24 protein-coding genes are annotated in these 21,304 nt (G+C 68.5%); 7 read left to right on the forward strand and 17 right to left on the reverse strand.

Going from position 1 to position 21,304, the window contains the following annotated elements:
- Positions 1–6: 6 nt before the first annotated feature.
- The 6 genes from gspL to gspG all read right to left on the reverse strand — a co-directional run bounded on the left by gspL (position 7) and on the right by gspG (position 4,861).
- Positions 7–1,461, reverse strand: a complete 1,455-nt coding sequence (gene gspL, locus ACZ5MJ_RS18980; protein WP_464221461.1) for a type II secretion system protein GspL — start codon at positions 1,459–1,461, stop codon at positions 7–9.
- Between the two features lie 271 nt (positions 1,462–1,732).
- A complete protein-coding gene (gene gspK, locus ACZ5MJ_RS18985) occupies positions 1,733–2,770 on the reverse strand; it encodes a type II secretion system minor pseudopilin GspK (RefSeq protein WP_464221463.1) in 1,038 nt (345 codons plus the stop codon).
- Positions 2,767–3,474 (reverse strand): PulJ/GspJ family protein, encoded by a 708-nt coding sequence (locus ACZ5MJ_RS18990; RefSeq protein WP_464221464.1) that lies wholly within the window; start codon positions 3,472–3,474, stop codon positions 2,767–2,769. The genes gspK and ACZ5MJ_RS18990 overlap by 4 nt, the downstream gene beginning before the upstream one ends.
- Positions 3,452–3,862, reverse strand: coding sequence for a type II secretion system minor pseudopilin GspI (gspI, locus tag ACZ5MJ_RS18995; RefSeq protein ID WP_464221466.1), 411 nt, complete (start codon positions 3,860–3,862; stop codon positions 3,452–3,454). The genes ACZ5MJ_RS18990 and gspI overlap by 23 nt, the downstream gene beginning before the upstream one ends.
- On the reverse strand, positions 3,859–4,359 hold the full coding sequence (locus tag ACZ5MJ_RS19000) for a GspH/FimT family pseudopilin (protein WP_464221467.1): 501 nt from the start codon (positions 4,357–4,359) through the stop codon (positions 3,859–3,861). The genes gspI and ACZ5MJ_RS19000 overlap by 4 nt, the downstream gene beginning before the upstream one ends.
- A gap of 34 nt (positions 4,360–4,393) precedes the next feature.
- A complete protein-coding gene (gene gspG, locus ACZ5MJ_RS19005; protein WP_464221468.1) occupies positions 4,394–4,861 on the reverse strand; it encodes a type II secretion system major pseudopilin GspG in 468 nt (155 codons plus the stop codon).
- A 218-nt stretch (positions 4,862–5,079) separates the two neighbouring features.
- Here gspG and ACZ5MJ_RS19010 point away from each other — a divergent pair, with 218 nt between their 5' ends.
- The 5 genes from ACZ5MJ_RS19010 to ACZ5MJ_RS19030 all read left to right on the forward strand — a co-directional run bounded on the left by ACZ5MJ_RS19010 (position 5,080) and on the right by ACZ5MJ_RS19030 (position 9,326).
- Positions 5,080–5,532, forward strand: a complete 453-nt coding sequence (locus ACZ5MJ_RS19010) for an RrF2 family transcriptional regulator (RefSeq protein WP_464221470.1) — start codon at positions 5,080–5,082, stop codon at positions 5,530–5,532.
- 92 nt (positions 5,533–5,624) lie between these two features.
- Positions 5,625–6,845 (forward strand): globin domain-containing protein, encoded by a 1,221-nt coding sequence (locus ACZ5MJ_RS19015; protein ID WP_464221472.1) that lies wholly within the window; start codon positions 5,625–5,627, stop codon positions 6,843–6,845.
- A gap of 112 nt (positions 6,846–6,957) precedes the next feature.
- The gene (locus ACZ5MJ_RS19020) at positions 6,958–7,659 is read left to right on the forward strand and encodes a type II secretion system protein N (RefSeq protein WP_464221474.1); all 702 of its coding nucleotides are present in this window, start codon (positions 6,958–6,960) and stop codon (positions 7,657–7,659) included.
- A gap of 152 nt (positions 7,660–7,811) precedes the next feature.
- Complete coding sequence (locus ACZ5MJ_RS19025; RefSeq protein ID WP_464221475.1) at positions 7,812–8,408, forward strand: EF-hand domain-containing protein; 597 nt, start codon at positions 7,812–7,814, stop codon at positions 8,406–8,408.
- Positions 8,409–8,831: 423 nt separating this feature from the next.
- Complete coding sequence (locus ACZ5MJ_RS19030; protein WP_078198652.1) at positions 8,832–9,326, forward strand: Lrp/AsnC family transcriptional regulator; 495 nt, start codon at positions 8,832–8,834, stop codon at positions 9,324–9,326.
- 89 nt (positions 9,327–9,415) lie between these two features.
- On the opposite strand, the gene ACZ5MJ_RS19035 is transcribed toward ACZ5MJ_RS19030, so the two are convergent.
- Positions 9,416–10,114 carry a GNAT family N-acetyltransferase gene (locus ACZ5MJ_RS19035; RefSeq protein WP_464221478.1) on the reverse strand — a complete coding sequence of 233 codons (699 nt, stop codon included), beginning with the start codon at positions 10,112–10,114 and terminating at the stop codon, positions 9,416–9,418.
- A gap of 332 nt (positions 10,115–10,446) precedes the next feature.
- On the opposite strand from ACZ5MJ_RS19035, the gene kefF reads away from it, so the two are divergent.
- The gene (gene kefF, locus ACZ5MJ_RS19040) at positions 10,447–11,001 is read left to right on the forward strand and encodes a glutathione-regulated potassium-efflux system oxidoreductase KefF (protein ID WP_432258544.1); all 555 of its coding nucleotides are present in this window, start codon (positions 10,447–10,449) and stop codon (positions 10,999–11,001) included.
- Positions 10,998–12,812, forward strand: coding sequence for a glutathione-regulated potassium-efflux system protein KefC (gene kefC, locus ACZ5MJ_RS19045; RefSeq protein ID WP_464221479.1), 1,815 nt, complete (start codon positions 10,998–11,000; stop codon positions 12,810–12,812). Before kefF ends, kefC begins: the two co-directional genes overlap by 4 nt.
- Before the next feature lie 25 nt (positions 12,813–12,837).
- Here kefC and ACZ5MJ_RS19050 read toward each other — a convergent pair whose 3' ends face one another.
- The 10 genes from ACZ5MJ_RS19050 to ACZ5MJ_RS19095 all read right to left on the reverse strand — a co-directional run bounded on the left by ACZ5MJ_RS19050 (position 12,838) and on the right by ACZ5MJ_RS19095 (position 21,064).
- Entirely contained in the window at positions 12,838–13,455 is a 618-nt protein-coding gene (locus tag ACZ5MJ_RS19050) for a TetR/AcrR family transcriptional regulator (protein ID WP_464221481.1), read from the reverse strand.
- Between the two features lie 38 nt (positions 13,456–13,493).
- The gene (locus tag ACZ5MJ_RS19055) at positions 13,494–14,297 is read right to left on the reverse strand and encodes a DUF1835 domain-containing protein (protein ID WP_464221482.1); all 804 of its coding nucleotides are present in this window, start codon (positions 14,295–14,297) and stop codon (positions 13,494–13,496) included.
- A gap of 194 nt (positions 14,298–14,491) precedes the next feature.
- Positions 14,492–15,580 carry a 1,2-phenylacetyl-CoA epoxidase subunit PaaE gene (gene paaE, locus ACZ5MJ_RS19060; protein ID WP_464221484.1) on the reverse strand — a complete coding sequence of 363 codons (1,089 nt, stop codon included), beginning with the start codon at positions 15,578–15,580 and terminating at the stop codon, positions 14,492–14,494.
- A 16-nt stretch (positions 15,581–15,596) separates the two neighbouring features.
- On the reverse strand, positions 15,597–16,148 hold the full coding sequence (gene paaD / locus ACZ5MJ_RS19065; protein ID WP_464221487.1) for a 1,2-phenylacetyl-CoA epoxidase subunit PaaD: 552 nt from the start codon (positions 16,146–16,148) through the stop codon (positions 15,597–15,599).
- 31 nt (positions 16,149–16,179) lie between these two features.
- Entirely contained in the window at positions 16,180–17,031 is an 852-nt protein-coding gene (gene paaC, locus ACZ5MJ_RS19070) for a 1,2-phenylacetyl-CoA epoxidase subunit PaaC (RefSeq protein ID WP_464221489.1), read from the reverse strand.
- Between the two features lie 10 nt (positions 17,032–17,041).
- On the reverse strand, positions 17,042–17,329 hold the full coding sequence (gene paaB, locus ACZ5MJ_RS19075) for a 1,2-phenylacetyl-CoA epoxidase subunit PaaB (protein ID WP_012354162.1): 288 nt from the start codon (positions 17,327–17,329) through the stop codon (positions 17,042–17,044).
- A 29-nt stretch (positions 17,330–17,358) separates the two neighbouring features.
- Positions 17,359–18,378, reverse strand: a complete 1,020-nt coding sequence (paaA, locus tag ACZ5MJ_RS19080; protein ID WP_464221493.1) for a 1,2-phenylacetyl-CoA epoxidase subunit PaaA — start codon at positions 18,376–18,378, stop codon at positions 17,359–17,361.
- A 244-nt stretch (positions 18,379–18,622) separates the two neighbouring features.
- Entirely contained in the window at positions 18,623–18,901 is a 279-nt protein-coding gene (locus ACZ5MJ_RS19085) for a DUF1488 family protein (RefSeq protein WP_078198172.1), read from the reverse strand.
- Positions 18,902–19,374: 473 nt separating this feature from the next.
- Positions 19,375–20,619 (reverse strand): nucleoside recognition domain-containing protein, encoded by a 1,245-nt coding sequence (locus ACZ5MJ_RS19090; protein ID WP_464221495.1) that lies wholly within the window; start codon positions 20,617–20,619, stop codon positions 19,375–19,377.
- Between the two features lie 58 nt (positions 20,620–20,677).
- The gene (locus ACZ5MJ_RS19095; protein ID WP_464221497.1) at positions 20,678–21,064 is read right to left on the reverse strand and encodes a DUF488 domain-containing protein; all 387 of its coding nucleotides are present in this window, start codon (positions 21,062–21,064) and stop codon (positions 20,678–20,680) included.
- Positions 21,065–21,304: the final 240 nt, after the last annotated feature.

Raw genomic sequence — 21,304 nt, forward strand, 5'->3', positions numbered from 1 at the left:
TGCCGGTTACAGGCCGGGCTTGATGGTCCAGCGCGAGCCGGGGGTCACAGGCGTGCCGGCACTGGTGCCAGTGCTGCCTGACGCGTTGCCGGCCTTGTCTTCTTCCATCTGCAGTCCTGCCTGGCTTGCCGCATTGCGCAGGCCGGCCGTGTCCGTGCCGGGCTTGAGCGTCACCACCAGCACGCGGCCGCGGTACTCCAGCGCCTGCAGCGCGTCGGGCGGCAGCCGGCGCGCGGCCTGGGCGAAGCGGTCGGCCAGCGGCAGGAAGTCTTCCGGGGTGCTGCGGCCGCTGGCGATGCGCAGCTGCTCCACCTGCCGGCGCATCTGCAGCGGTGCATCGAGCACCGTCTGGATCTGCGGGAAGGCGCCGCGCAGCGTCTGCAGCTGCGCGGCTTCCAGCCGCTGCTGCTCGTTGCGCAGCATCAGCCAGTGCGTGTTCATGCCGACGATCTGGACCAGCACGATGCCGGCCAGCAGCGCCAGCGGCAGGCGCCATGCCACCAGGTTCCAGCGGTCGGCGCGGCCCTGTGCGAACTCAAATTGCGCAAGGTCCAGCGCCGGGTCGCGCAGGCAGTCCTGCGCGCCGTCGATCCACAGCCCCCAGCCGGCACGGGCGGCCTGGCGCAGGCCGGGCACCGGCGCCATCGCGGCGGCTTCGGTATCCGCATACCAGGTGCCGTCGGGCGCGAGGGCCTGCCAGGCGGCCAGGGCGTCGTCGCCCAGCAGCAGGCCGTAGCCGGCGTGCGCACTGGTGCGCACGGTCAGCTGCCACTGGCGCGCGGTGCTGGCCGCGGTGGCCGGCAGCTCGCCGCCGATCGCATCGCTCAGCTCCCCACTTTGGGCCAGCGCGCTGGCGGCGGCTTCGACCACCAGCGTGGCGGGCTGGACCGGTGCCGGCACTTCGCCAGCCGGCGCGAGCGTCGGCTCGGCGCCGGCGTCTTCTTCGGCAACCGTGGCCAGCGGCACGCACAACTGCGCGGCCAGCACATGGCGGCGGCGATGCTGGTGTTCGGCGAAGGCATCCAGCACCGCGCGCAGCCAGGCGCGGTCGGCCACCATCAGCAAGCGCTGGCGGGGCCCGCGCGGTCCACGGGCGGGGGTGCTGCCATCGAGCGCGGGGCCAATGCCGATATGGCATGGCTGGGCATCGGTGGCGAGCGCATCCTCGACCAGGTTGGGCAGCGCCTGTTTCAAACGCGCGGGCGGCAGTGGCGGCACGCTGGCGCTGGTCAGCAGTACGTCGCTGGCCGCCAGGATCAGCACCAGGCGCTCGGCCGCCGGCAGGTCGGCGATGCGGGCGTGGCCTTCTCGCAACACTTCCGGCACGGCACGAGCCTGGCCGCGCCGTGCAGGGTCGGCCAGGGCCGTGCGCACCAGCGCAAATGGCAGGGCGCCAAACTGCCACGGTTGCGGCTGGTCATGCGGCCGGTGCGGCAGGCGTACGTACAGGGTGGTGCTCAAGATGTCCTTGCTCAGGCTTCAGTAGAACGGCTCGATAAGGCGCATGGCCCATGGGGATGCGCCCGGGATCGCCCCGGCGCAGGCAACTTGCCGGGGTGCGCGGATGCCGGCGGGCGGCCTGGGAGGCCATACGGCGGCGGGTGGGCTGGTGCCACGCTCGCGCCAGCGCCGCAGCATACCTTGCCTGCGTGACATAACCACGTCAATACCATTCTCCCCGGCTGCCCGGACGTGCCGCTTTCATATGTGCGCCAGGCCGCGTAGCCATCATTCAGCGCAGGTCCGGCAGTCGGTCCGCGTCCTGGATCCAGACCACGCGGGTGGTGTTGGCCGCACCAACCGGATCGCCGCGGAAGATCAGCGACACCTGCAGCCGGCTGGCGCGCTCATGCCGCACCAGCCCGTAGACCAGGAAGTAATGCGTACGCACATCGAGCAGGTTGCCGAGGTTGGCGGTGCTGGCCTGCGGCGCCACGGCGGCCAGCTGGGTCTGCAGGTTGCCGATGTTGTTGAAGTACGCGCGGTCGCGCTGGCGCACCAGCTCGCGCGCGCGCTCCAGCGGCAGCTTCTCGATCACGGCCGCCAGCACTTCGGCGTCAGCGGTGTTGGCGTTGACCAGCGTGCGCTCGGGCAGCACGGTGACAAAGGGCTCGAGCACGGCCACCATTTCAGGCGTGTAGCCGGGCAGCGCCAGCAGGCCCTGCACGCTGTCGAGCGGGCGCGGAGCCGGCCGGCCGGATGCATCCCCCCCTTGCGCGACCTGCAGCATAAAGCGCGCGGTGGTCTCGGCCAGCGACGGGTTCAGGCCCAGGGTCTGCAGCAGGCGGCCGTAGGCGGCCTGCGCCGTCTGGTCGATGATTGCCACGCGCCCGACCTGGCCGCCGTTGTCGCTGGTGGCGGACCACGTCACCAGGTTGGCCAGGTTCAGGCGTGCCTGCGCATCCAGGATGCGCCCGGACAGGAACGAGGTCTCGCCCGCGACGTCGGTGCGCAGCGACGCGCCCAGGAAGTCCGACAGCCGGGTCTCGGCGATCGGCACCGCCCACGGCTCGCCCAGTTCATCGACATTGGTGCGGCGCTGGTCGTCGCGCAGGATCAGCCGTGCCCAGTCGACCGCGGCGCGCTCGATCCAGGTGGCCTGGGCCTGCAGCCGCTGGTTCTCGATGGCGCGGATCTGCACCTGCTGCCGCCACAGCATGCCGGACACCACCACCACGGCCAGCGTCACCATCAGCAGCGCGGTGACCACGGCCGCGCCGCGCTGGCGGCGCAAGGGCAGGGGACGGGGCGGGCGGCAGGCGTGCGTCATAGCCCGGTCACGCAGATCTTCTGGAACTGCCGCGGCGCGTCGCCGTCGCCCATGCGGGCGAAGATGGTCAGCTCGACCGCGCGCACCGCGGTGTTGGGCAACGCCGCGCCGGCGGCCGAAGCCGCCACCGCGCTGGCGGCATTGCCGCTGAACAGCGCGTTGCGGATCCGGTTGCTGTCGACCTGCCAGCCGCCGGGTTCCACCCACGCGCGCGCGCTCATGCTGTCGACGTCGGCCAGCACGCGCCGCACCTGCGCGCCGTTGCCGCCGCCCTGGCGCAGCGCCAGCAGGGACGACTGCAGCGCCGCGCGGCTGTCCACCGGCGGCGCGGCCACGCGCACCAGCGTGTTGCCGTCGAGCTGGTACGACAATACCTGCCAGGTCGGCGGCTGGCCTTCGTCGCGGCGGTCGCGCACCATCAGCACGCGGTTCTGGCCGATCTCGACCGGGCTGGCCTGCAGCAGCGCGGGGCTGGCCAGGTGCTCGCAATCGGTCTGCAACTGGCCGTAGAGGACCTTCAGCGCATCCAGGCGCGCGTCGTGGTCGGTCAGCCGTTCGCGGCTGCGCGTGAGACTGTCCAGCGCGCGCCAGCCGATCACGGCCATCACCGCCAGCAGGGTGATGGCGACCAGCATCTCCAGCAGCGTGAAGCCGCCGGCGAATTTGCGCCCGCGCCGGCGCTCAGAGCACGTTGCGGGTTTCATTGGGGACGATGGTGACCAGCCACGCCAGTCGCACGGACTTGTCGGTGGCGGAGGGATAGACCGCGATCTCGACGCGGCGGAAAACCGGGTTGGGCGTGGCCGACACGGACTGCTCGCAGTACAGCGGCGTGCCGCCCTGCGGGCAGGTATAGCCGCTGACGCCGGGTTCGGGCCAGGTCTTGGCCAGGCGCAGCGAGGCCAGGTGGTTCTCGGCGCTCCATTCGGCCAGCATGCGGGTCTGCAGCGAGGCGCTGGCATCGACCATCGAGCCCATCGCGCGCATCGCCGCGGTCAGCGCCACGGCCAGGATGGTCAGTGCCACCAGCACTTCGATCAGCGTGAAGCCGCGCGCGCGCCGGCGTCGGGGAAGCAGAGCGCGGGGCGTCATGGCGTGCTGGCGAAATAGCGGCCGCTGCCGTCGCCGGCAACGTCCACGCGGATATCGCCGCGCACCAGCACCAGCCGCTGCGGGGCATCGATCAGCTCGCGCCCGAAGATAAGCCGCGGGGGGCTGTTGGTGCCGGTGGCGCGGCCACCTTCGGCGACGATGACCTGGTCCAGCGCCAGGCGCCAGTGGCCGGGGGCAAACACGTCGGTGCGCATGGGGATCCAGCCGTTGGGGCTCGCCTCCAGGAAACGCCAGCCGCTGGCATCGCCCTCCCACGCGATCGGGCGAGCGCCCAGTTGCGCCTCTTCCTGCGCCAGCTCGAACAGCCGCGCGATGCGCTGGCCGTCGTCGAGCACGCGGCCGCGCTCATTGGGCGAGGCATTGACCGCGACCAGCGAGATCACGATGCCGGCGATCACCATGACCACCAGCAGCTCCAGCAGCGTGAAGCCGCGGCGCCGCTGGCGGGGCGCGCGGCGGTGCGGCGCCGTGGTCATGATGGATGCGGCAAGGGCGGCGGCGGGACTGGGCTTATTCCCAGTTGCCGATATCGGCGTCGTTGCCGGTGCCGCCGGCCTGGCCGTCGGCACCGAAGCTGAACACGTCGATCTCGCCGCGCACGCCGGGGTTCAGGTACTGGTACGGATGGCCCCAGGGATCCTTGGGCAGCTTTTCCAGGTAGCCGCCGCCCTTCCAGTTGTTGGGCACCGGCTCGGTGGTGGGCTTGACCACCAGCGCGCCGAGGCCCTGCTCGGTGGTCGGATAGCGGCTGTTGTCGAGGCGGTACAGCTTGAGCGCCTGCATGATCGACGAGATGTCCTGGCGCGCGGCCACGATGCGGGCCTCGTCCGGACGGCTCATGATCTTGGGCACCACCAGTGCCGCCAGCACGCCGAGGATCACGATCACGACCATGATCTCGATCAGGGTGAAGCCGCGCGCGCGGCGGGCGCGCTCGGAACGGGCGGGGCGGGCAATCTGGGTAGTGAATCTGCGCATTGTTGGTGGACCTCTTTGCTTGAAAGGCGGGACCCGCGCCAGGGGGCTGGCGGGGCCGGGTTCGCCAATCAGTATAACCGGCGCCTTATGACTCTTTTATGGGCGCGCCGGGCGGGACCCGGGGAAAGTCTGATCCGAGTCACAAAGCGCGCGGGGCGTCATTCGGCCCGGAAAATAAACTTGCATCCTGGATGCATCTTTTTTAAGATGACGGCACGATGCAACTGACCCGCTTCTCCGACTATGCGCTGCGCCTGCTGATGTACGTCGCCCGTGGCGACGGCACCCGGCCGATCACCATTGCCGAGGTGGGCCAGCAGTTCGACATCTCGCACAACCACCTGGTCAAGGTGGCGGCGCGGCTGTCGAAGCTGGGCTGGATCAGCGCCACGCGCGGCCGCCACGGCGGCCTGCAGCTGGGCCCCGGCGCCGGGCGGCTGACGATCGGCACCATCCTGCGCGAGCTGGAAGGGCACAAGGCGGTGATCGACTGCGACAACCCGCCTTGCGCGCTGAATGGCAACTGCCGCCTGAAGCGCGCACTGGATGTGGCCGAGCAGGCTTTCTACCGCGCCCTGGACGAGGTCACGCTGGCCGATGTCACCGGCAGCCAGACGGCCGAGTCGATCATCCGCCTGCATCGGGATTTCCTGAACCGGCGTACGGCCTGAGCGGCCTGGTCCGCGCGGGCCGGCGTATGCCGGTTTTTTGTTGAGTAAAAACATGCATTTAATTTGCATGAAATAAAACGGAGTGATTTCTGATGCTGTCCGCCGCTTCCCGCCCTTATATCGATGCAAGCGTGCCCGTGCTGCGCGAGCACGGCCTGGCCATCACCACGCATTTCTACCGCGAGATGTTCGCCGACCGGCCCGAACTGACCCAGTTGTTCAACATGGGCAACCAGGCCAACGGCAGCCAGCAGCAGTCGCTGGCCTCGGCCGTGTTTGCCTATGCGGCCAACATCGATAACGCGGCGGCACTGGGGCCGGTGGTCGAGCGCATCGTCCACAAGCACGCGGCCGTGGGCATCACGCCTGCGCACTACCCGATCGTCGGCCGCCACCTGCTGGGCGCGATCTCCGCGGTGCTGGGCGAGGCCGCCACGCCGCCGCTGCTGGCTGCCTGGGACGAGGCTTACTGGCTGCTGGCCGGCGAGCTGATCGCCGCCGAGGCGCGCCTGTACCAGCGCACCGGCGTGGCCGCCGGCGAGCTGATGCCGGTGCGGGTGGTGCGCCGCGAAGCGCAGGGTGAGCAGGTGGTGGCGCTTACGCTTGCTGCCGCCGACGGCCAGCCGCTGCGCGACTTCCGCCCGGGCCAGTACATCAGCGTCGAGGCGCGCCTGGACAACGGCATGCGCCAGCTGCGCCAGTACTCGCTGTCGGCCGAGAGCGGGCTGCCGACCTGGCGCATTTCGGTCAAGCGCGAGGACGGCGACCAGGCGACGCCGGCCGGCGCGGTCTCCAACTGGCTGCACGCCAGTGCCCGTGAGGGCACCGAACTCAAGGTGAGCGCGCCGTTCGGCGAGTTCACGCCGGTGCTGGAAAGCCGCCGCCCGCTGGTGCTGCTGTCGGGCGGCATCGGTATCACGCCGATGCTGTCAGTGCTGCGCACGCTGGCCGCGCAGGGCTCGCAGCGCCCGGTGCTGTTCGCCCATGCCACCCGCAACGGCCGCCACCATGCCCATCGTGCCGACCTGCAATGGGCGCGCGAACGCCTGCCGGAACTGGCGACGCACATCAGCTATGAGAGCCCGGACGCCGGCGATGTCGCCGGCCGCGACTATGACCACGCCGGCACCATGCCGGTGGCCGAGTTGCTGCGCCGGCCGGACCTGCAGCGCTTTGTCGACGGCCGCTTCTACCTGTGCGGGCCGCTTGGCTTCATGCAGGCGCAGCGCCATGCGCTGGTCAGCGCGGGCGTGCCGGTGGCGCATATCGAGCGCGAGGTGTTCGGCCCGGACCTGCTGGACGACCTGCTTTAAGCAGCACCGCCGCGCCGGCGCGGCAGACAGCGTCATGGGGCTCTGGTACGCTTGGCGCGTCTGCGCTGCCGCGCCATGGCCCGCCCGAGCGGGTATCCAGGGTACCGATCCCATGCAACTGTCCCTCCGGCCTTCGTTCCGCTTCGATGCCACAGCGCCCTGGCTGCCGCGCCTGGCCAGCCTGGTGCTGTTTATCGCGCTGTGTGCCCTGGCGACGTACTGGGTGCTGGCCTTCAGTGCGATGCGGACCATCCCGGTGCCGCAGAGCGCGCGCGTGGCGCAGACCGAGGCGGTCGAGACCGGCGCGGTCGCCACGCTGTTCGGCGGCTCGGCCCAGGGCGGCCCGCGCGATGTGCAGCTGCTCGGCGTGGTGGCAGAGGTCGGTGGCGGCGCGGGCGCGGCGATTGTGTCGCTCGACGGCGGCCCGGCCAAGGCGGTGCGTGTCGGCGCCGACCTGTCGCCGCAGATCCGGCTGGTGGAGGTGCGCCAGCGCGCGGTGGTGATCGAGCGCAACGGCGTGCGCCAGGAGATCGCGCTGCCGGTGCAGGCGGGTGCCACGCGTGGCCCGCCGGGTGGCCCACCGCGTGGCCCGCTGCGTGCGGCCGCCGCACTGCCCACGCCGCCCTCCGGCGCCGCGGCGCCGATGGCAACACCCGTGCCGCCTCCTGCGCCGGCCACAAGCCCGGCCGCGGCGGGGTCCCAGCAGCCTGCCCAGGAGTCCCAGCCGCAGCCGCAACCTGTCGATCCGAGCCAGTACCAGCCCGTGCCGGCACCGCAGGCAGTCGGCGAAGGCCAGCCGGCGCCGAAAGAGTAGTCCGAACGCCCGATTATTCGTCCCGGCTTGCATTCGCTTACGCCACGCGGGCTTTTCTGTGAGGTCGGTAACATCGTATTAAAAGCGCCAACTTTCGTTCATCGTCTGCGTTCTAATCCGTACATGCACAACGTGATGAAAAGGAGCAAGACATGCAACGCAATCACAAGACGCGGATCCTGAAGCAGTTCCTGGCCGCATCGGCGGCCCTCCTGGTCGCCGGTGGTGCTTTTGCCCAGGCCAGCGCGCCAGGCGCGCCCGCCGGCAAGCCCGGCATGGAGCACCACCACATGGGCCACGACGGCGGCATGTGGATGAAGTCGATCGATACCGATGGCGATGGTTCGATCTCCAAGGCCGAATTCGACGCCTGGTTCAACAAGGTCGACACCAACCACGACGGCAAGATCGACAAGGCCGAAATGGACGCTTACCGCAAGTCCATGATGGCTGAGCGCCACGCACGCATGCAGGCCGCCTTTGACGAGAAATTCAAGGCCGCCGACAAGAATGGAGATGGCGCGCTGACCAAGGCAGAAGTCGCCGCCGGCCTGCCGGGCCTGGCCAGGTACTTCGACCAGCTCGATACCAACCACGACGGCAAGCTGACCCGCGACGAAATCCGTGCCGGCATGGAGAAGATGCACCGCGAGCACGAGCAACGCGGCGAGCGCGGCCCGCGCGGGCAGGCTCCGGGTAGCCAGCCGGCGCCCGCGACCCCGGGCGCTCCGTCCGCCAGCGGCGGCTGACCGGCACCGGCAGGTCCGCGTCCGCGGAACCTGCCAGCGATGCCAGCAAGCGCGCAAGCCCGACGGCTTGCGCGCTTTTTCTTTGCACGAGCGCCACGTGGCACGGGTCCGGGGCAACAGGAAGTCTCTGACCTGACCCCGAAACGCCCATAGGCCCGTAGAATGCCGCTTCCCTGTTTGCCGGGCTTGGCACCATCCTTGCCTCCTTCCGGCCGGCGGGGCGCCTCCGCAATACGCGGCCGCGCCGCCAGACAGGTATTGCCCAGCCCGACCGGCTGCCGCACGAGTGACCGATAAGGCTGCCCGCTGATCAGAATCGGGCCAAAACCGGACGTAATTACACAAAAAATTGCGTACTTGTGCACGGCTTGCTAAATTTGCGCAAAAAAATTGCCAATAAACATATTGCGGAGCAACAATATCGTGAGCAAGGTGGAGTTGGACAAGATCGACCGGAAGATCCTGGAAGTGCTGCAGACCAACGGCCGGTTGACCAACCTGGAGGTGGCCGAGCGCGTCAACCTGTCGCCCAGCCCCTGCCTGCGCCGCATCCGGCGGCTGGAGGAGATCGGTGTGATCCGGCAGTACGCGGCGCTGCTGGAGCCCAACAAGATCGGGCTGGGCCTGCTGGCCTATATCAATGTCCGGCTGGAAAAGCATGGCGGCGCGGCCAAGGGCAAGGCGCCGCTGGACCTGTTCCGCGCCTCGATCGCGGTCTGGCCGGAGGTGGCCGCGTGCCACGCCATGACCGGCGAGATGGACCTGCTGCTCAAGGTCTACGTGGAAGACATGGAGCACTTTGCGCGCTTCATGCAGGAGCAGCTGCTGGCGCACCCGTCGGTGATCGACGTACGCTCCAGCTTTGCGCTGGAAAGCATCAAGGACACCACGGCGCTGCCGGTGGGCGGCGCGGCCTGATGCGGCAAACCTGAGGCTGGAAACAAAAACGGCGCGTCGTTGCGATGCGCCGTTTCCGTGGTTGCCGCGGGGCCAGCCAGCCCCGGGGCTCAGGCAGTATGCTTCTGCGGCACCATGGTGCGCCAGAAACGCAGCCCGAAGCGGCGAGCGTCGCGCAGGTTGCGGCGCACCGCGTAGTCCAGGTCGGCGAGCTGCTCGTCCAGCGCCTCGGACAGGCGGCTGGCGGTGTCCGCCGGCGGCAGTTCCAGGTAGGCATCGGCTTCACCGTAGGCATATTGAACCTTCATGCCGGCCTTCTTGGCGATATGCATCATCGCGGCGTTGCGCGACAGGCAGTGCATGTACAGCGTGCGCACATTGGTATTGCGGCCATGGATGGCGGCACGCTCGAACAGCGCGCTGCCGATGCCGCGGCCGCGGGCGCTGCCCGAGACCGACACGCCGAACTCCGCCACGCGCCCCTGGGCGTTGTCGCGCAGGTTGGCGAAGTGGCCCACCCCGATCAGTTCGAGCTTGTCGTCGTAGACGCCGAACACGCTGTCATGGTCGAAGTCGATGCTGTCGACATAGGCTTCGATCACGTGGTTGCCCACCGACTGGCCGAAACGGAGCAGGCGATCCTCCTCGCCCAGGGCGAGGAAATGCTTCAGCAGGCGCGAGCGGTGGTGGGCCGCCAGCTCGCGCACCAGAACGGTGGCGCGCTGGGTGGCCTGTGCGGCTTTGGCTGCCTTGCGCAGATCTTCGTCGGTCAGTGCGCCGACGGCCTTGCTCAGTTCGAGCGGATTCACTTTTTATTCCTTCCTGGTGCAGTCACAGATAAAAATAGGCACCGTGGTGGTGTTTTTCCAGGCACTTTTCCCTGCGCCGGTGCGGGATTCGGGGAAACACCATCTTGATACGGCACGAAAAGTATTGTAGTGGAATTGTCAGTTTGACGTAAGCTTCCCGCGCCGCAGCAGGCCGCCATCTCGCCACTGCATTGCCATAAATCAAATAAAATCAACGGCTTGAAAAAATGTGATGAATTGTTGCACGGCGTCAGATGTGGATTTGCTGCAACGCCGCAATTCATCGCCCGCCCAGGATTTTTCCCGACTACCCGCCAGCCGATCGCCTTTTGATGACCGAGCCCCCAATCGTTGTGATCTACGCGCACCCCACGCCCAGCCGTTCCCGCGTCAACCGGCCGCTGGCCGATGCGCTGGGTGCGCTGCCGCAGGTACAGGTACGCGATCTCTACCGCAGCTATGTCGATTACGACATCGACGTTGTCGCCGAGCAGCGTGTGCTGTCGGTCTCGGACACCATCGTGCTGCAGTTCCCGGTGCGCTGGTACAGCGTGCCGGCCCTGCTCAAGCTGTGGCTCGATGAGGTCCTGGAGCCGGGCTGGGCATACGGGCCCGGCGGTACCGCGCTGCGCGGCAAGTCGCTGCTGGTGGTGGTCAGCACCGGCGGCACGGCCGATGCTTACGGCCCGGAGGGTACGCATGGCCACCCGATCGCGGACTTCCTGCTGCCGCTGGAGCAGAGCGCCTTGCTGTGCGGCATGAACTGGCTGCCGCCGGTGGTGCTGCACGACGCCAACAACGCCGACGCCCAGGCGCTGGCCGACCATATCGCCCACGTCTGCGGGCGGCTGGAGACCCATGCCGCACCGGCGGAGGTGCGGGCATGAACCAGCACGACTTCCTGATTGCGCTGCTGGTGTTCCTGGTGGCGGCGGTAGTAGCGGTGCCGCTGGCGCGGCGCAGCGGCCTGGGCGCGGTGCTGGGCTACCTGCTGGCGGGGGCGGCGATCGGGCCGTTCGCGCTGCGCCTGGTGACCAATGTCGAAGCGATCCTGGACTTCTCCGAGTTTGGCGTGGTGCTGATGATGTTCGTGATTGGCCTGGAGCTGGAGCCGCGCAAGCTGTGGGCGCTGCGGCGGAGCATCTTCGGCTATGGCGGCGCGCAACTGGCTGCCTGCGCGCTGGTGATCGGCACGGTGGCGGCGCTGGCGGGCGCGCCCTGGCAGGTGGCGCTGGTGGCGGGCCTGGGGCTGGCGCTGTCGTCCACCGCGATCGCGCTGGCGACGCTGACCGAGCGCAACCTGTTCGGCACGCCGGCGGGGGCCGCCAGCTTTGGCATCCTGCTGTTCCAGGACATCGCCGCGATCCCGATGATCGCACTGCTGCCGCTGCTGGCCACGCAGGGCGCCGAAGGCGCGGGCCCGGGCGCGGCCGGCTGGCTGGCGGCGGCCAAGGCGGTGGCGGTGATCGGCGCGGTGGTGGCCGGCGGCCGCTACCTTGTGCGCCCGGCGCTGCGGTTTATCGCCGGCACCGACATGCGCGAAATGTTCACCGCGTTTGCGCTGCTGCTGGTGGTGGGCATCGCGCTGATGATGGACGCGGTGGGTTTGTCGATGGCGCTGGGCACCTTCCTGGCCGGCGTGCTGCTGGCCGATTCGGAGTACCGCCATGCGCTCGAGGCCGACCTGGAGCCGTTCAAGGGCCTGTTGCTGGGGTTGTTCTTCATGGCGGTCGGCATGTCGATCGACTTTGCCGTGCTGGCGCGCTCGCCCTGGCTGGTGCTGGGGCTGGTGGCCGCCTTCGTGGTCGCCAAGACCACGGTGCTGGCGCTGCTGGCGCGGCATTTTGCCATTGCCCGCGGCCAGCGGCTGCTGTTCGCGCTGCTGATCTCGCAGGGCGGTGAATTCGCCTTCGTGGTGTTTGGCGTGGCCGGCACCGCCGGCCTGCTGCCGCGCGAGACCGAGGCATTGCTGGTGCTGGTGGTGGCGCTGTCGATGGTGGCCACGCCCCTGCTGCTGCTGGCCTACGACCGACTGGTGGCGCCGCGCCTGGGCGCGGGCAAGGCACGGCCTGACGACGCCATCACGCCGCAGCACAATCCGGTGCTGATCGCCGGCTTCGGGCGCTTCGGCCAGATCATCGGCCGCCTGCTGTACAGCCAGGGCGTGGGCGTGACGGTGCTGGACCACGACCCCGACCAGATCGAATTCCTGCGCCAGTACGGCTTCAAGATCTTCTATGGCGACGCCACCCGGCTGGACCTGCTGGAGGCCGCCGGCATTGCCGACGCGCGCATCCTGGTGGTGGCCATCGACGGCATGGACGAGAGCCTGGAACTGATCGACCGCGTGCGCGAGCGCTTTCCCGAACTGCAGATCTACGCCCGCGCGCGCCATGTGTCGCATGTCTATCAGCTGAAGGACCGCGGCGTGCACCTGTTCGAGCGCGAGATGTTCGAAGGCTCGCTGATGCTGGGTCGCCGCGTGCTGGAGGGGCTGGGCTTCGATCCGGCCGAGGCGCGCAACGTGGCGCTGCGGTTCCGGCGCCACAACATCCAGGCGATCGACCGCTTCTATCCGCACTATACCGACCAGAAGAAGCTGGTCTCGCTGGCACGCCAGGCGCGTGACGAACTGGAAGAGATGTTCCGCCAGGACCGCGACCAGCGGCGCCAGCGCGAAGAGGCCGAGTGGATGTAAATGCCGGAGGCTGGCCGGCGCCGCGTCAGCGCCCGGCCGCTGCCCGCCCGGGCAGGCCGCCTTCGAGCAGGTCGACCACCATCTCGGCAAACTCGGCGTAGGACAGCCGGCCGCCGGGCTTGAGCCAGGTGAAGGTCCAGTTGATCATGCCGAAAACGGTCATGGTCAGCGCGGTCTGGTTGTCGCGCGTGACGCGCTCGGGGTAGGCCCGGCGCAGCAGGCGCGAGAACGCCGCGACCACGTCGCGCTCGCGGCCCAGGATCAGGTCGCGCTGGGTCTCGGCGAGGAACTTGACGTCGTTGATCAGCGCGATATGTCGCGTCTGCGAGGTCTCGTACTCGGCCAGGAAGGCGCGGACCAGGTTGGCGAAGGCTTCCTTGTCGGTGCGGGCGTGGCGCTCGGCGTCGGCTTCGACTTCCGTGACCAGCAGCATCAGCCGGCGCGTGTAGCGGTCCAGCAGGTCGAACAGGATCGCTTCCTTGCTCTCGTAATAGTGGTACAGCCGCGCCTTGGAGGTGCCGCAGGCGGCGGCCAGGTCGGCCATCGAGGTGCTGGGGTAGCTGCTGTTGGCAAAGGCGGCGGCGGCCAGGTCCAGGATCTGCTCGCGCTGTGCCTCGAAATCGGGTGCCTTGGTACGGGCCATATTCTTCTGTTTATTGCCAGCCGTTTATTGCCGGCGCGTCATTCGCCGCCGCTGCCTCCGCCACCGGCATGGCGGCGCAGCTCGCAGGTATCGAGCGACTCGGCGTTGCCGCGCAGCACCAGCTGGCCCATCGCGATCAGCTCGCGGCAGCGCCAGAACACGAACCAGTCGCTGGCCAGCAGGCCCTCGATCGCGCCCATCACGCTGCCCACCACCTGCGCCGCCGGGGTCCAGTCGGACGGGGCGCGTTCCATGATGATGTCGTCGATGGTGTGGTACGCCGCCGGCACCAGCGTATTGCCCTTCCACAGCCGCACGTCGGCGTTTTCCTTGACGTTCTGCTGCCACTCGTAGCCGAGGCGGCCCAGCCGCAGCACCGAGACCGGGGCGATGGTGGAAAAGCGCCGCGCCAGCCGCGCCGGCGAGTACATGCTGATGGCCGCCAGGTTGCCCTGCGCGGGCAGTTCCAGCTCGCGCAGGTCCATCGCGACTTCATTGATCCGCTGCGGCGCCTGGTAAAGGTGGAACACCACCCGGCGCAGCATCAGCTGGTCGGCCGCGCTCTGGCCGTGCCAGATGGCCACTTCCATGTCGTCCTGGCGCAGCTTCTGGAGCTGGTCCAGCGCCTGGCGCATCTCGGCGCCGAAATCGATGTCGGTGTGCGGGGCGACCCGCTGCCAGAAGCCGGAGCGGATCAGCCCGGTGCTGTCGATGTCGGCCAGCGGACCCACGGCAAGGTCATCGCGCAGCACCACGACAGGGTCCGGCCGCGCGGCCTGGGCCAGCGCCTGGCGCAGGGTCGTGCCTGCTACATCACCGTTGACGACGTGGATATATTGCATGGCCGTGATTGTATATGGGTGGGACGGTTCGCTGGCACCGCCGCGGCGGCGATGCGACAGGCGCAAGCGTCGCCCGCGCTTCACGGTCTTGCAAGCATCGCGCCAGCAGGAAGCCGCTTGCCGCCATTGTAGTCACGGCCCGTGCTGGCCAATGTCGGCCATTGTCTGAATACGCACGCCCCCGCGTGCCAGGATCAGCGTTCGTCGTAGCTGACCACCACCCGCGGCGTCAGCGCGCGCGCCTGGCAGGTGAGCACGAACCCCTTTTCCATCTCCCACGGCTCGAGCGTGTAGTTCTTTTCCATTTCCACCTTGCCCTCCAGCACCTTGGCGCGGCAGGTGCAACAGACGCCGCCCTTGCAGGCGTAGGGCAGGTCCAGCCCGGCGGCCAGCGCGGTGTCTAGCACGCTGGCGTCTTCCAGCGGCAGGCGCATGCTGTGCTGCTTGCCGTCGAGCACCACCACCAGTTCGGCCGTGCCGGCCAGGTCGGTGTGCACGGCAGCCGGCTTGCGCTTGGCCTGGGCCAGCGGCACGCCGAAGCGCTCGGCATGGATGCGGTGCGGGTCGAGGCCCGCGTCGCGCAGCGCCGCCTCGACCTCGTCGATCATCGAGGCCGGCCCGCAGACAAAGGCCGCGTCGATGTCGTCCACCGGGATCAGGGTCTGCAGGAAGGCCGTCACGCGGGCGTGGTCGAGCCGGCCGTGCAGCAGCTCAACCTCCTGCGGCTGGCGCGACAGCACGTGGTAGAGCGTGAAGCGCGCCAGGTACTGGTTCTTCAGGTCTTCGAGCGCCTCGGCGAAGATGATGCTGTCGACGTTGCGGTTGCCATAGACCAGCGTGAAGCGGCTGTGCGGCTCGGCCTGCAACGTGGTCCGTACCAGCGACAGCACCGGCGTGATGCCGCTGCCGGCGGCAAAGGCCACATAGTGGCGCGCGGCGCCGGCATCGAGCGGCACGTGGAAGCGACCATCGGGGGTCATCACGTCGATCACCTGGCCCGGGGCGATGACGTCATGCAGGTGCGTGGAAAAGAGCCCGTCCTCGACCAGCTTGACCGCCACGCGCAACTCGCCGCGTTCGTCGTAGTCCTGCACCGCCGAGCAGATGGAGTAAGAGCGGCGCAGGTCCTTGCCGTCGACCGGTGCCTTCAGCGTCAGGAACTGGCCCTGGGTGAAGCGGTAGGCATCGCGCAGCGTGTCCGGCACCTCGAAGGCGATCGAGATGGTGTCGGCGGTCTCGGGGCGCACCTGCGCCACGCGCAGCGGGTGGAACTGTGGAGTCATGGCAGCCTGGCTTCGCTCAGTAGGGTTTGAAATAGTCGAACGGCTCGCGGCAGTCCAGGCAGCGGTACAGCGCCTTGCAGGCGGTCGAGGCAAAGCGCGAGATCTCCTGCGTGTGCACGCTGCCGCAGCGCGGGCAGGCGACGGCGTCGGGCGCACCGGCACGCGCGGCGCGCGGCACAAAGCGCAGCGGCTGCGCGGCGCACTGGCCCGGCGGCGCTATGCCGAAGGCACGCAGGCGCTCGCGCGCGGCCGGGGTGATCCAGTCGGTGGTCCAGGCCGGCGCCAGCACGGTGCGGATGCGCCACGGCGCCACCCCGGCGCCGTCCAGCGCCTGGCCGATGTCCTCGGCGATCTGTGACATCGCCGGGCAGCCGGAGTAGGTGGGCGTGATGACGATCTCGAGCGCGCCGTCGGCGGCGGGTATGACATCGCGCAGGATGCCCAGGTCGCGGATCGACACCACCGGAATTTCCGGGTCCGGCACCGCCTCGAGCGCCGCCCACGCGCGTGCGACGCGGCCGTTGGCGGTGCGCTGGTCGTTATGCAGGGGGAGGGCGGTGACATTCATGCTGGTCAACCCTTCTCGGCGAAGCGTGCGCTCACCATTGCGCGCCCGGATGGGACCGCGCCAGCCCCTGCATCTCGCCCAGCAGGTAGCTCATGTGTTCGGAATGCACGCCGTGCTTGCCGGTCGACACAAAGCCCGTGGCCGGTGGCAGGGTCAGCGTGGCGGCCTGCAGCGTCTCGGCAACGGTGGCGTCCCAGGCCGGACGCAGCGTGGCCGTGACCACGCCGACGCCTTGCGCGGCGGCCCCGGTCTCGACCGCGTCTTCGGCAAAGCACTCGTTCATATAGGGCAGCAGGTGCTCCAGCGCGCGCTGCATGCGCGCGTGCGACGCCTCGGTGCCGTCGCCCAGGCGCACCACCCAGCCGGCCGCGTGGTGCAGGTGGTAGCGCGCTTCCTTGACCGACTTGGCGGCGATCGCGGCCAGTTGCTGGTCGCGGCTGGCCAGTAGCGCCTCCCACAGTTCGACCATCAGCGCGCTGTACAGGAAGTTGCGCATGATGGTGACGGCGTAGTCGCGCTCGGCGGCGGCGTTGCCGGCCAGCGGGCCGCGGTGCGGCAGTTCCAGCAGCGTCCAGTTGCGGAACTCGCGCTCGGCGCGCCAGTAGGCGTAGTCGTCCTCGTGGCGGGGCAGACCGGTCAGCTCGCCTTCGAGCTCGCCGGCGCGGCCGTACAGCAGCCGCGCCTGGCCGATCAGGTCCAGGCTGATGTTGGCCAGCGCGATGTCTTCTTCCAGCACCGGCCCGTGGCCGCACCATTCGGCGTTGCGCTGGCCCAGGATCAGGGCGTTGTCGGCCAGGCGCAGCACGTAGCGCAAAGCGGCGGCGCGTGCCGGCGGCAAATGATCCAGCGAGGCAGGCACGGAGGGCTGTGGGGACGCGGTCATCGTGCGGGCCTTACATGTGGTTGACTTCGTCGGGCAGCTGGTAGAACGTCGGGTGCCGGTAGATCTTGTCGGCCATCGGGTCGAACAGCTCCGGCTTTTCCTCGGGCACGCTTGCGGTGATGGCCGCTGACGGTACCACCCAGATCGACACGCCCTCCTGGCGCCGCGTATAGACGTCGCGCGCCATGTGCAGCGCCTGCTGCGCATCGGCGGCGTGCAGGCTGCCGCAATGCTTGTGTTCCAGGCCTTGCTTGCTGCGCACGAACACTTCCCACAGCGGCCATTCCTTGCGTTGCATGGTGTCTCCTCCGTCCTCGGACGCCGGGTTCAGGCGGCGGCCCGGCTGGCGCGGGCCTCGCGTTCGGCCATCTTGGCGGCATGCGCCAGCGCGGCGTCACGCACCCAGGCGCCTTCCTCGTGCGCTTTCACGCGGGTGGCCAGGCGCTCCTTGTTGCAGGGGCCGTCGCCGTTGATCACGCGCCAGAACTCATCCCAGTCCAGCGGGCTGTGGTCATAGTGGCCACGGTCGGCATTCCATTGCAGGCCGGGATCGGGCAGGGTCACGCCCAGCACGCGCGCCTGCTCGACGGTGGCATCGACAAACTTCTGGCGCAGGTCGTCATTGGAGATGCGCTTGATGCCCCAGGCCATGGTCTGGGCGCTGTTGGTCGAGGCCGCGTCGGGCGGGCCGAACATCATCAGCACCGGGAACCACCAGCGGTCGACCGCGTCCTGCACCATTTCGCGCTGGGCATCGGTGCCGCGCATCATCGCCAGCAGCGCATCGAAGCCCTGGCGCTGGTGGAACGACTCTTCCTTGCAGATGCGGATCATGGCGCGCGCGTATGGGCCGTACGAGCAGCGGCACAGCGGGATCTGGTTCATGATCGCCGCGCCGTCGACCAGCCAGCCGATCACGCCCACGTCGGCCCAGGTCAGCGTCGGGTAATTGAAGATCGACGAATACTTGGCGCGGCCGCTGTGCAGCGCATCGACCAGGTCGTCGCGCGAGGCGTCCAGCGTCTCGGCGGCGGAATACAGATAGAGGCCGTGGCCGCCTTCGTCCTGCACCTTGGCCAGCAGGATGGCCTTGCGCTTGAGCGACGGCGCCCGGCTGATCCAGTTGCCCTCCGGCAGCATGCCGACGATTTCCGAGTGCGCATGTTGCGAAATCTGGCGCACCAGGGTCTTGCGGTAAGCCTGCGGCATCCAGTCCTGCGGCTCGATCTTGCCGTCGGCGGCCATGCAGGCATCGAACGCTGCCTGGCGGGCGGCTTCGTCCTGGGGCGCGCTGGCCTGCACCGCGTCGGCGTGCTGGCCGGGCAGGTCAAGACTCTGCGTATACATATCGTCTCCTCTGGCGGGGTCGCCGCACGGCTGCCTCCGGGGCGGCTGGCCCTATTATATATAAGCCGACCGGTCGGTCAATTTAAGGGGAAACCTGCTTTCCGTGCCATGGCTTGATCCCGGCAGCACGGGCGCCGCGGCGTGCGCCGGCTGGTGCCGGAGAGCGTGGCCGAGGCGGTGATGCGCCAGATAAGAAAAAGAAAACGCCCCCGGCTAGGGGGGCGCCAGGACCGGGTGGCAGGATTCAGCCTGCGAAGCGGAAATGGCCGCTGCGCAGCACGATCTCGCGCGCCTCGGTCAGCTCGAACAGGCTTTCGGCCAGGCGCTCGATGCGCTGGCGGTTGCTGGTGAAGGCCGCCACCAGGTCTTCCTCGCGCGGCGAGCGTGCGCCGAAATGGGCCTCCAGGGCCTCGGCGGTGACGGAATACAAGGTGGGACTGCCGTTGACCGTGGCGGGGCAGGACAGCGTGAGGCTGGCTGCGCAGTAGGTTGGAAGGCTGCGAGGGAACGTGATGTCTGGCATGGCGTGCCTCGTGCTGGCGGCAGGTATTAGATCAATATAGGTCATTGCCGCGTTCCGTAAAGCCCGGCCGGGAGCATGGACCAGGATCCCGGCGGGCATCCCAGGCGGGTGGCCCATCGCGAGGTTGCTCCACGACACCGCCTGCTGCATTGCAACAAAATCAACTGCCGTCCGGATCGACGGGGTGGCCGCACTACGAAGGGCGGTGACTCCGCCTGGCGATGATCGAAGCACAATTCCTGCGCATTGGCAGGCAAAGGACGCACAGTGTTGTGGAAGTCCCTGCGTGCAGGCGAAAAAAAACCCACGCAGGTTGTGCGTGGGTTGGAATCCACCGAGGTGGTGGAGGAGACAGACTTCACTATACACGGTTTGTTGCGACGCACCAAGTCGTCTTGTGTCAATGTATGACGATGCGCACAATGGCGTTGCATCGATGCAACAAAATCGTATGTCCCGTTGCTGGCAGGCGATTAGCGGAACAGATAAGCGGCGCCAATCGCACAAATAAGGCCCGCGGCATCGGCCACCAGCGCGCAGCCCAGCGCGTGGCGCGTATTGCGCACATTGACGCTGCCGAAGTAGACCGCCAGCACATAGAAAGTAGTCTCGGTCGATCCCTGGATGATCGCCGCCAGCCGGCCCTGGAACGAGTCCACGCCATAGGTCGTCATCACATCCACCATCAGCCCGCGCGCGCCGGCGCCGGACAGGATCTTCATCAGCCCGACCGGCAGCGCCGGCACGAAGTCGGTATTGAAGCCCAGGTGGGCGAATCCCTGCGTCAGCCAGCCCATCAGGACGTCCATGCAGCCGGTGGCCCGGAACAGGCCGATGGCGACCAGGATCGCTACCAGGTAGGGAACGATCTGCACGGCGACGCCGAAGCCTTCCTTGGCGCCGTCGATGAAGGCTTCGTAAACGTTCACACGCCGCAGCGCGCCGCTGACCAGGAACAGTGTGATCAGCGAGAGGATGAAGCCGGCGCCGGCCAGCGCCGTCACGTTGCTGACCTGCTCGGGCGGCGCGTGACGCAGCCACGCGAACAGCGCGCCCAGCAGCGCCACCACCAGCCCGAACGCCACCAGCACCGCCGGGCGCAACAGGTTCAGCCGTTGCACCCACGCTACCGCCAGCAGCCCGGCGAGGCAGGAGCCGCCGGTGGCCAGCAGCGTCGGCAGGAAGATGTCGGCGGCGTTGAAGCCCACCAGCCCCTGCTTGACCGCGATCGCCTGCCGGATTGCGATCACCGAGGTCGGGATCAGCGTCAGCCCGGCGGTATTCAGCACGATAAACATGATCTGCGCGTCGGTGGCGACGTCAGGGCGCCGGTTCAGCGTCTGCAGCTCGCGCATGGCGTTCAGCCCGAGCGGCGTGGCGGCATTGTCCAGCCCGAGCAGGTTGGCCGACACATTCATCATCATCGCGCCCTGCGCCGGGTGGCCCTGCGGCACGCCGGGGAAGAAATGGCGCAGCAGCGGGTTCACCAGCCGGGCGAAGGCATCGACCACGCCGGCGCGCTCGCCGATGCGCATGATGCCAAGCCAAAGGCTCATCACCCCGGCCAGGCCGAGCGCGATCTCGAAGGCCGTGCGCGCGCTGTCGAACAGGCTCGCCAGCATCGCCGGGAAGACGGTGAGGTCGCCGCTGGCCAGGCGGACGCAGGCGGCGACAAAGGAAATCAGGAAGAAACCGAGCCAGACAACGTTCAGGGCCATCGGAATGCGGGAAGCGGGGAAATCGAAGCCGGGGAGACGCCCCGGCAGGGCGTGGGGGTCAGCCGATCACGGCCCCGCGCTCGGCCAGCAGCTCGCGCAGGATCGAACGGTGGCAGTGCGCCTCGTTCTCGCAGTAGCAGCCGACCGAGAAGTTGGTCTGGTGCGACAGCGCCGCCAGCAGGTCGAGTGTGCGGCTGGCGTCCGGCTCGGCCATTTCCTTGCGGAAGTGTCGCACGAAGGCCCGCCATTGCTTGTCGTCGGTGGCATGCAGCGCCTGTGCCACCAGTTCCGGCGACGGCGACAGCACCGGATACCAGACGTCGTAGAAGTCGCGGCTGGCGAACTCGGATTTGGGTACGCCCCGTGGCGGGCGGCGTACGGTGCCGATGCGCAGGCCCTCATCGGCCGCCCGCGGTGTTCCCAGTCTTACGATCCTGATGGTCATGAAGGTTGCTCCCGCCGTTCTCTGTCTTCTCGGCCCAGGCGTTGGCGCCTGCCTGCGTGTCTTGGCTTAGGCCTCAGATCATGAATCATGGTGTCGCGCCTGACAAACTTCTGCACCGTCACTGTCACCATCGTGATGAATGAGCCTTATACGCCGCTTGCGGGGTTACTTCGAATTATTTCGCGAAATCGCTTGCCAAGCCCACGATGCTCCCTTACTATTCGCCCCCTCGCAACACAA

It is taken from the genome of Cupriavidus sp. LA-1, from assembly GCF_055385985.1.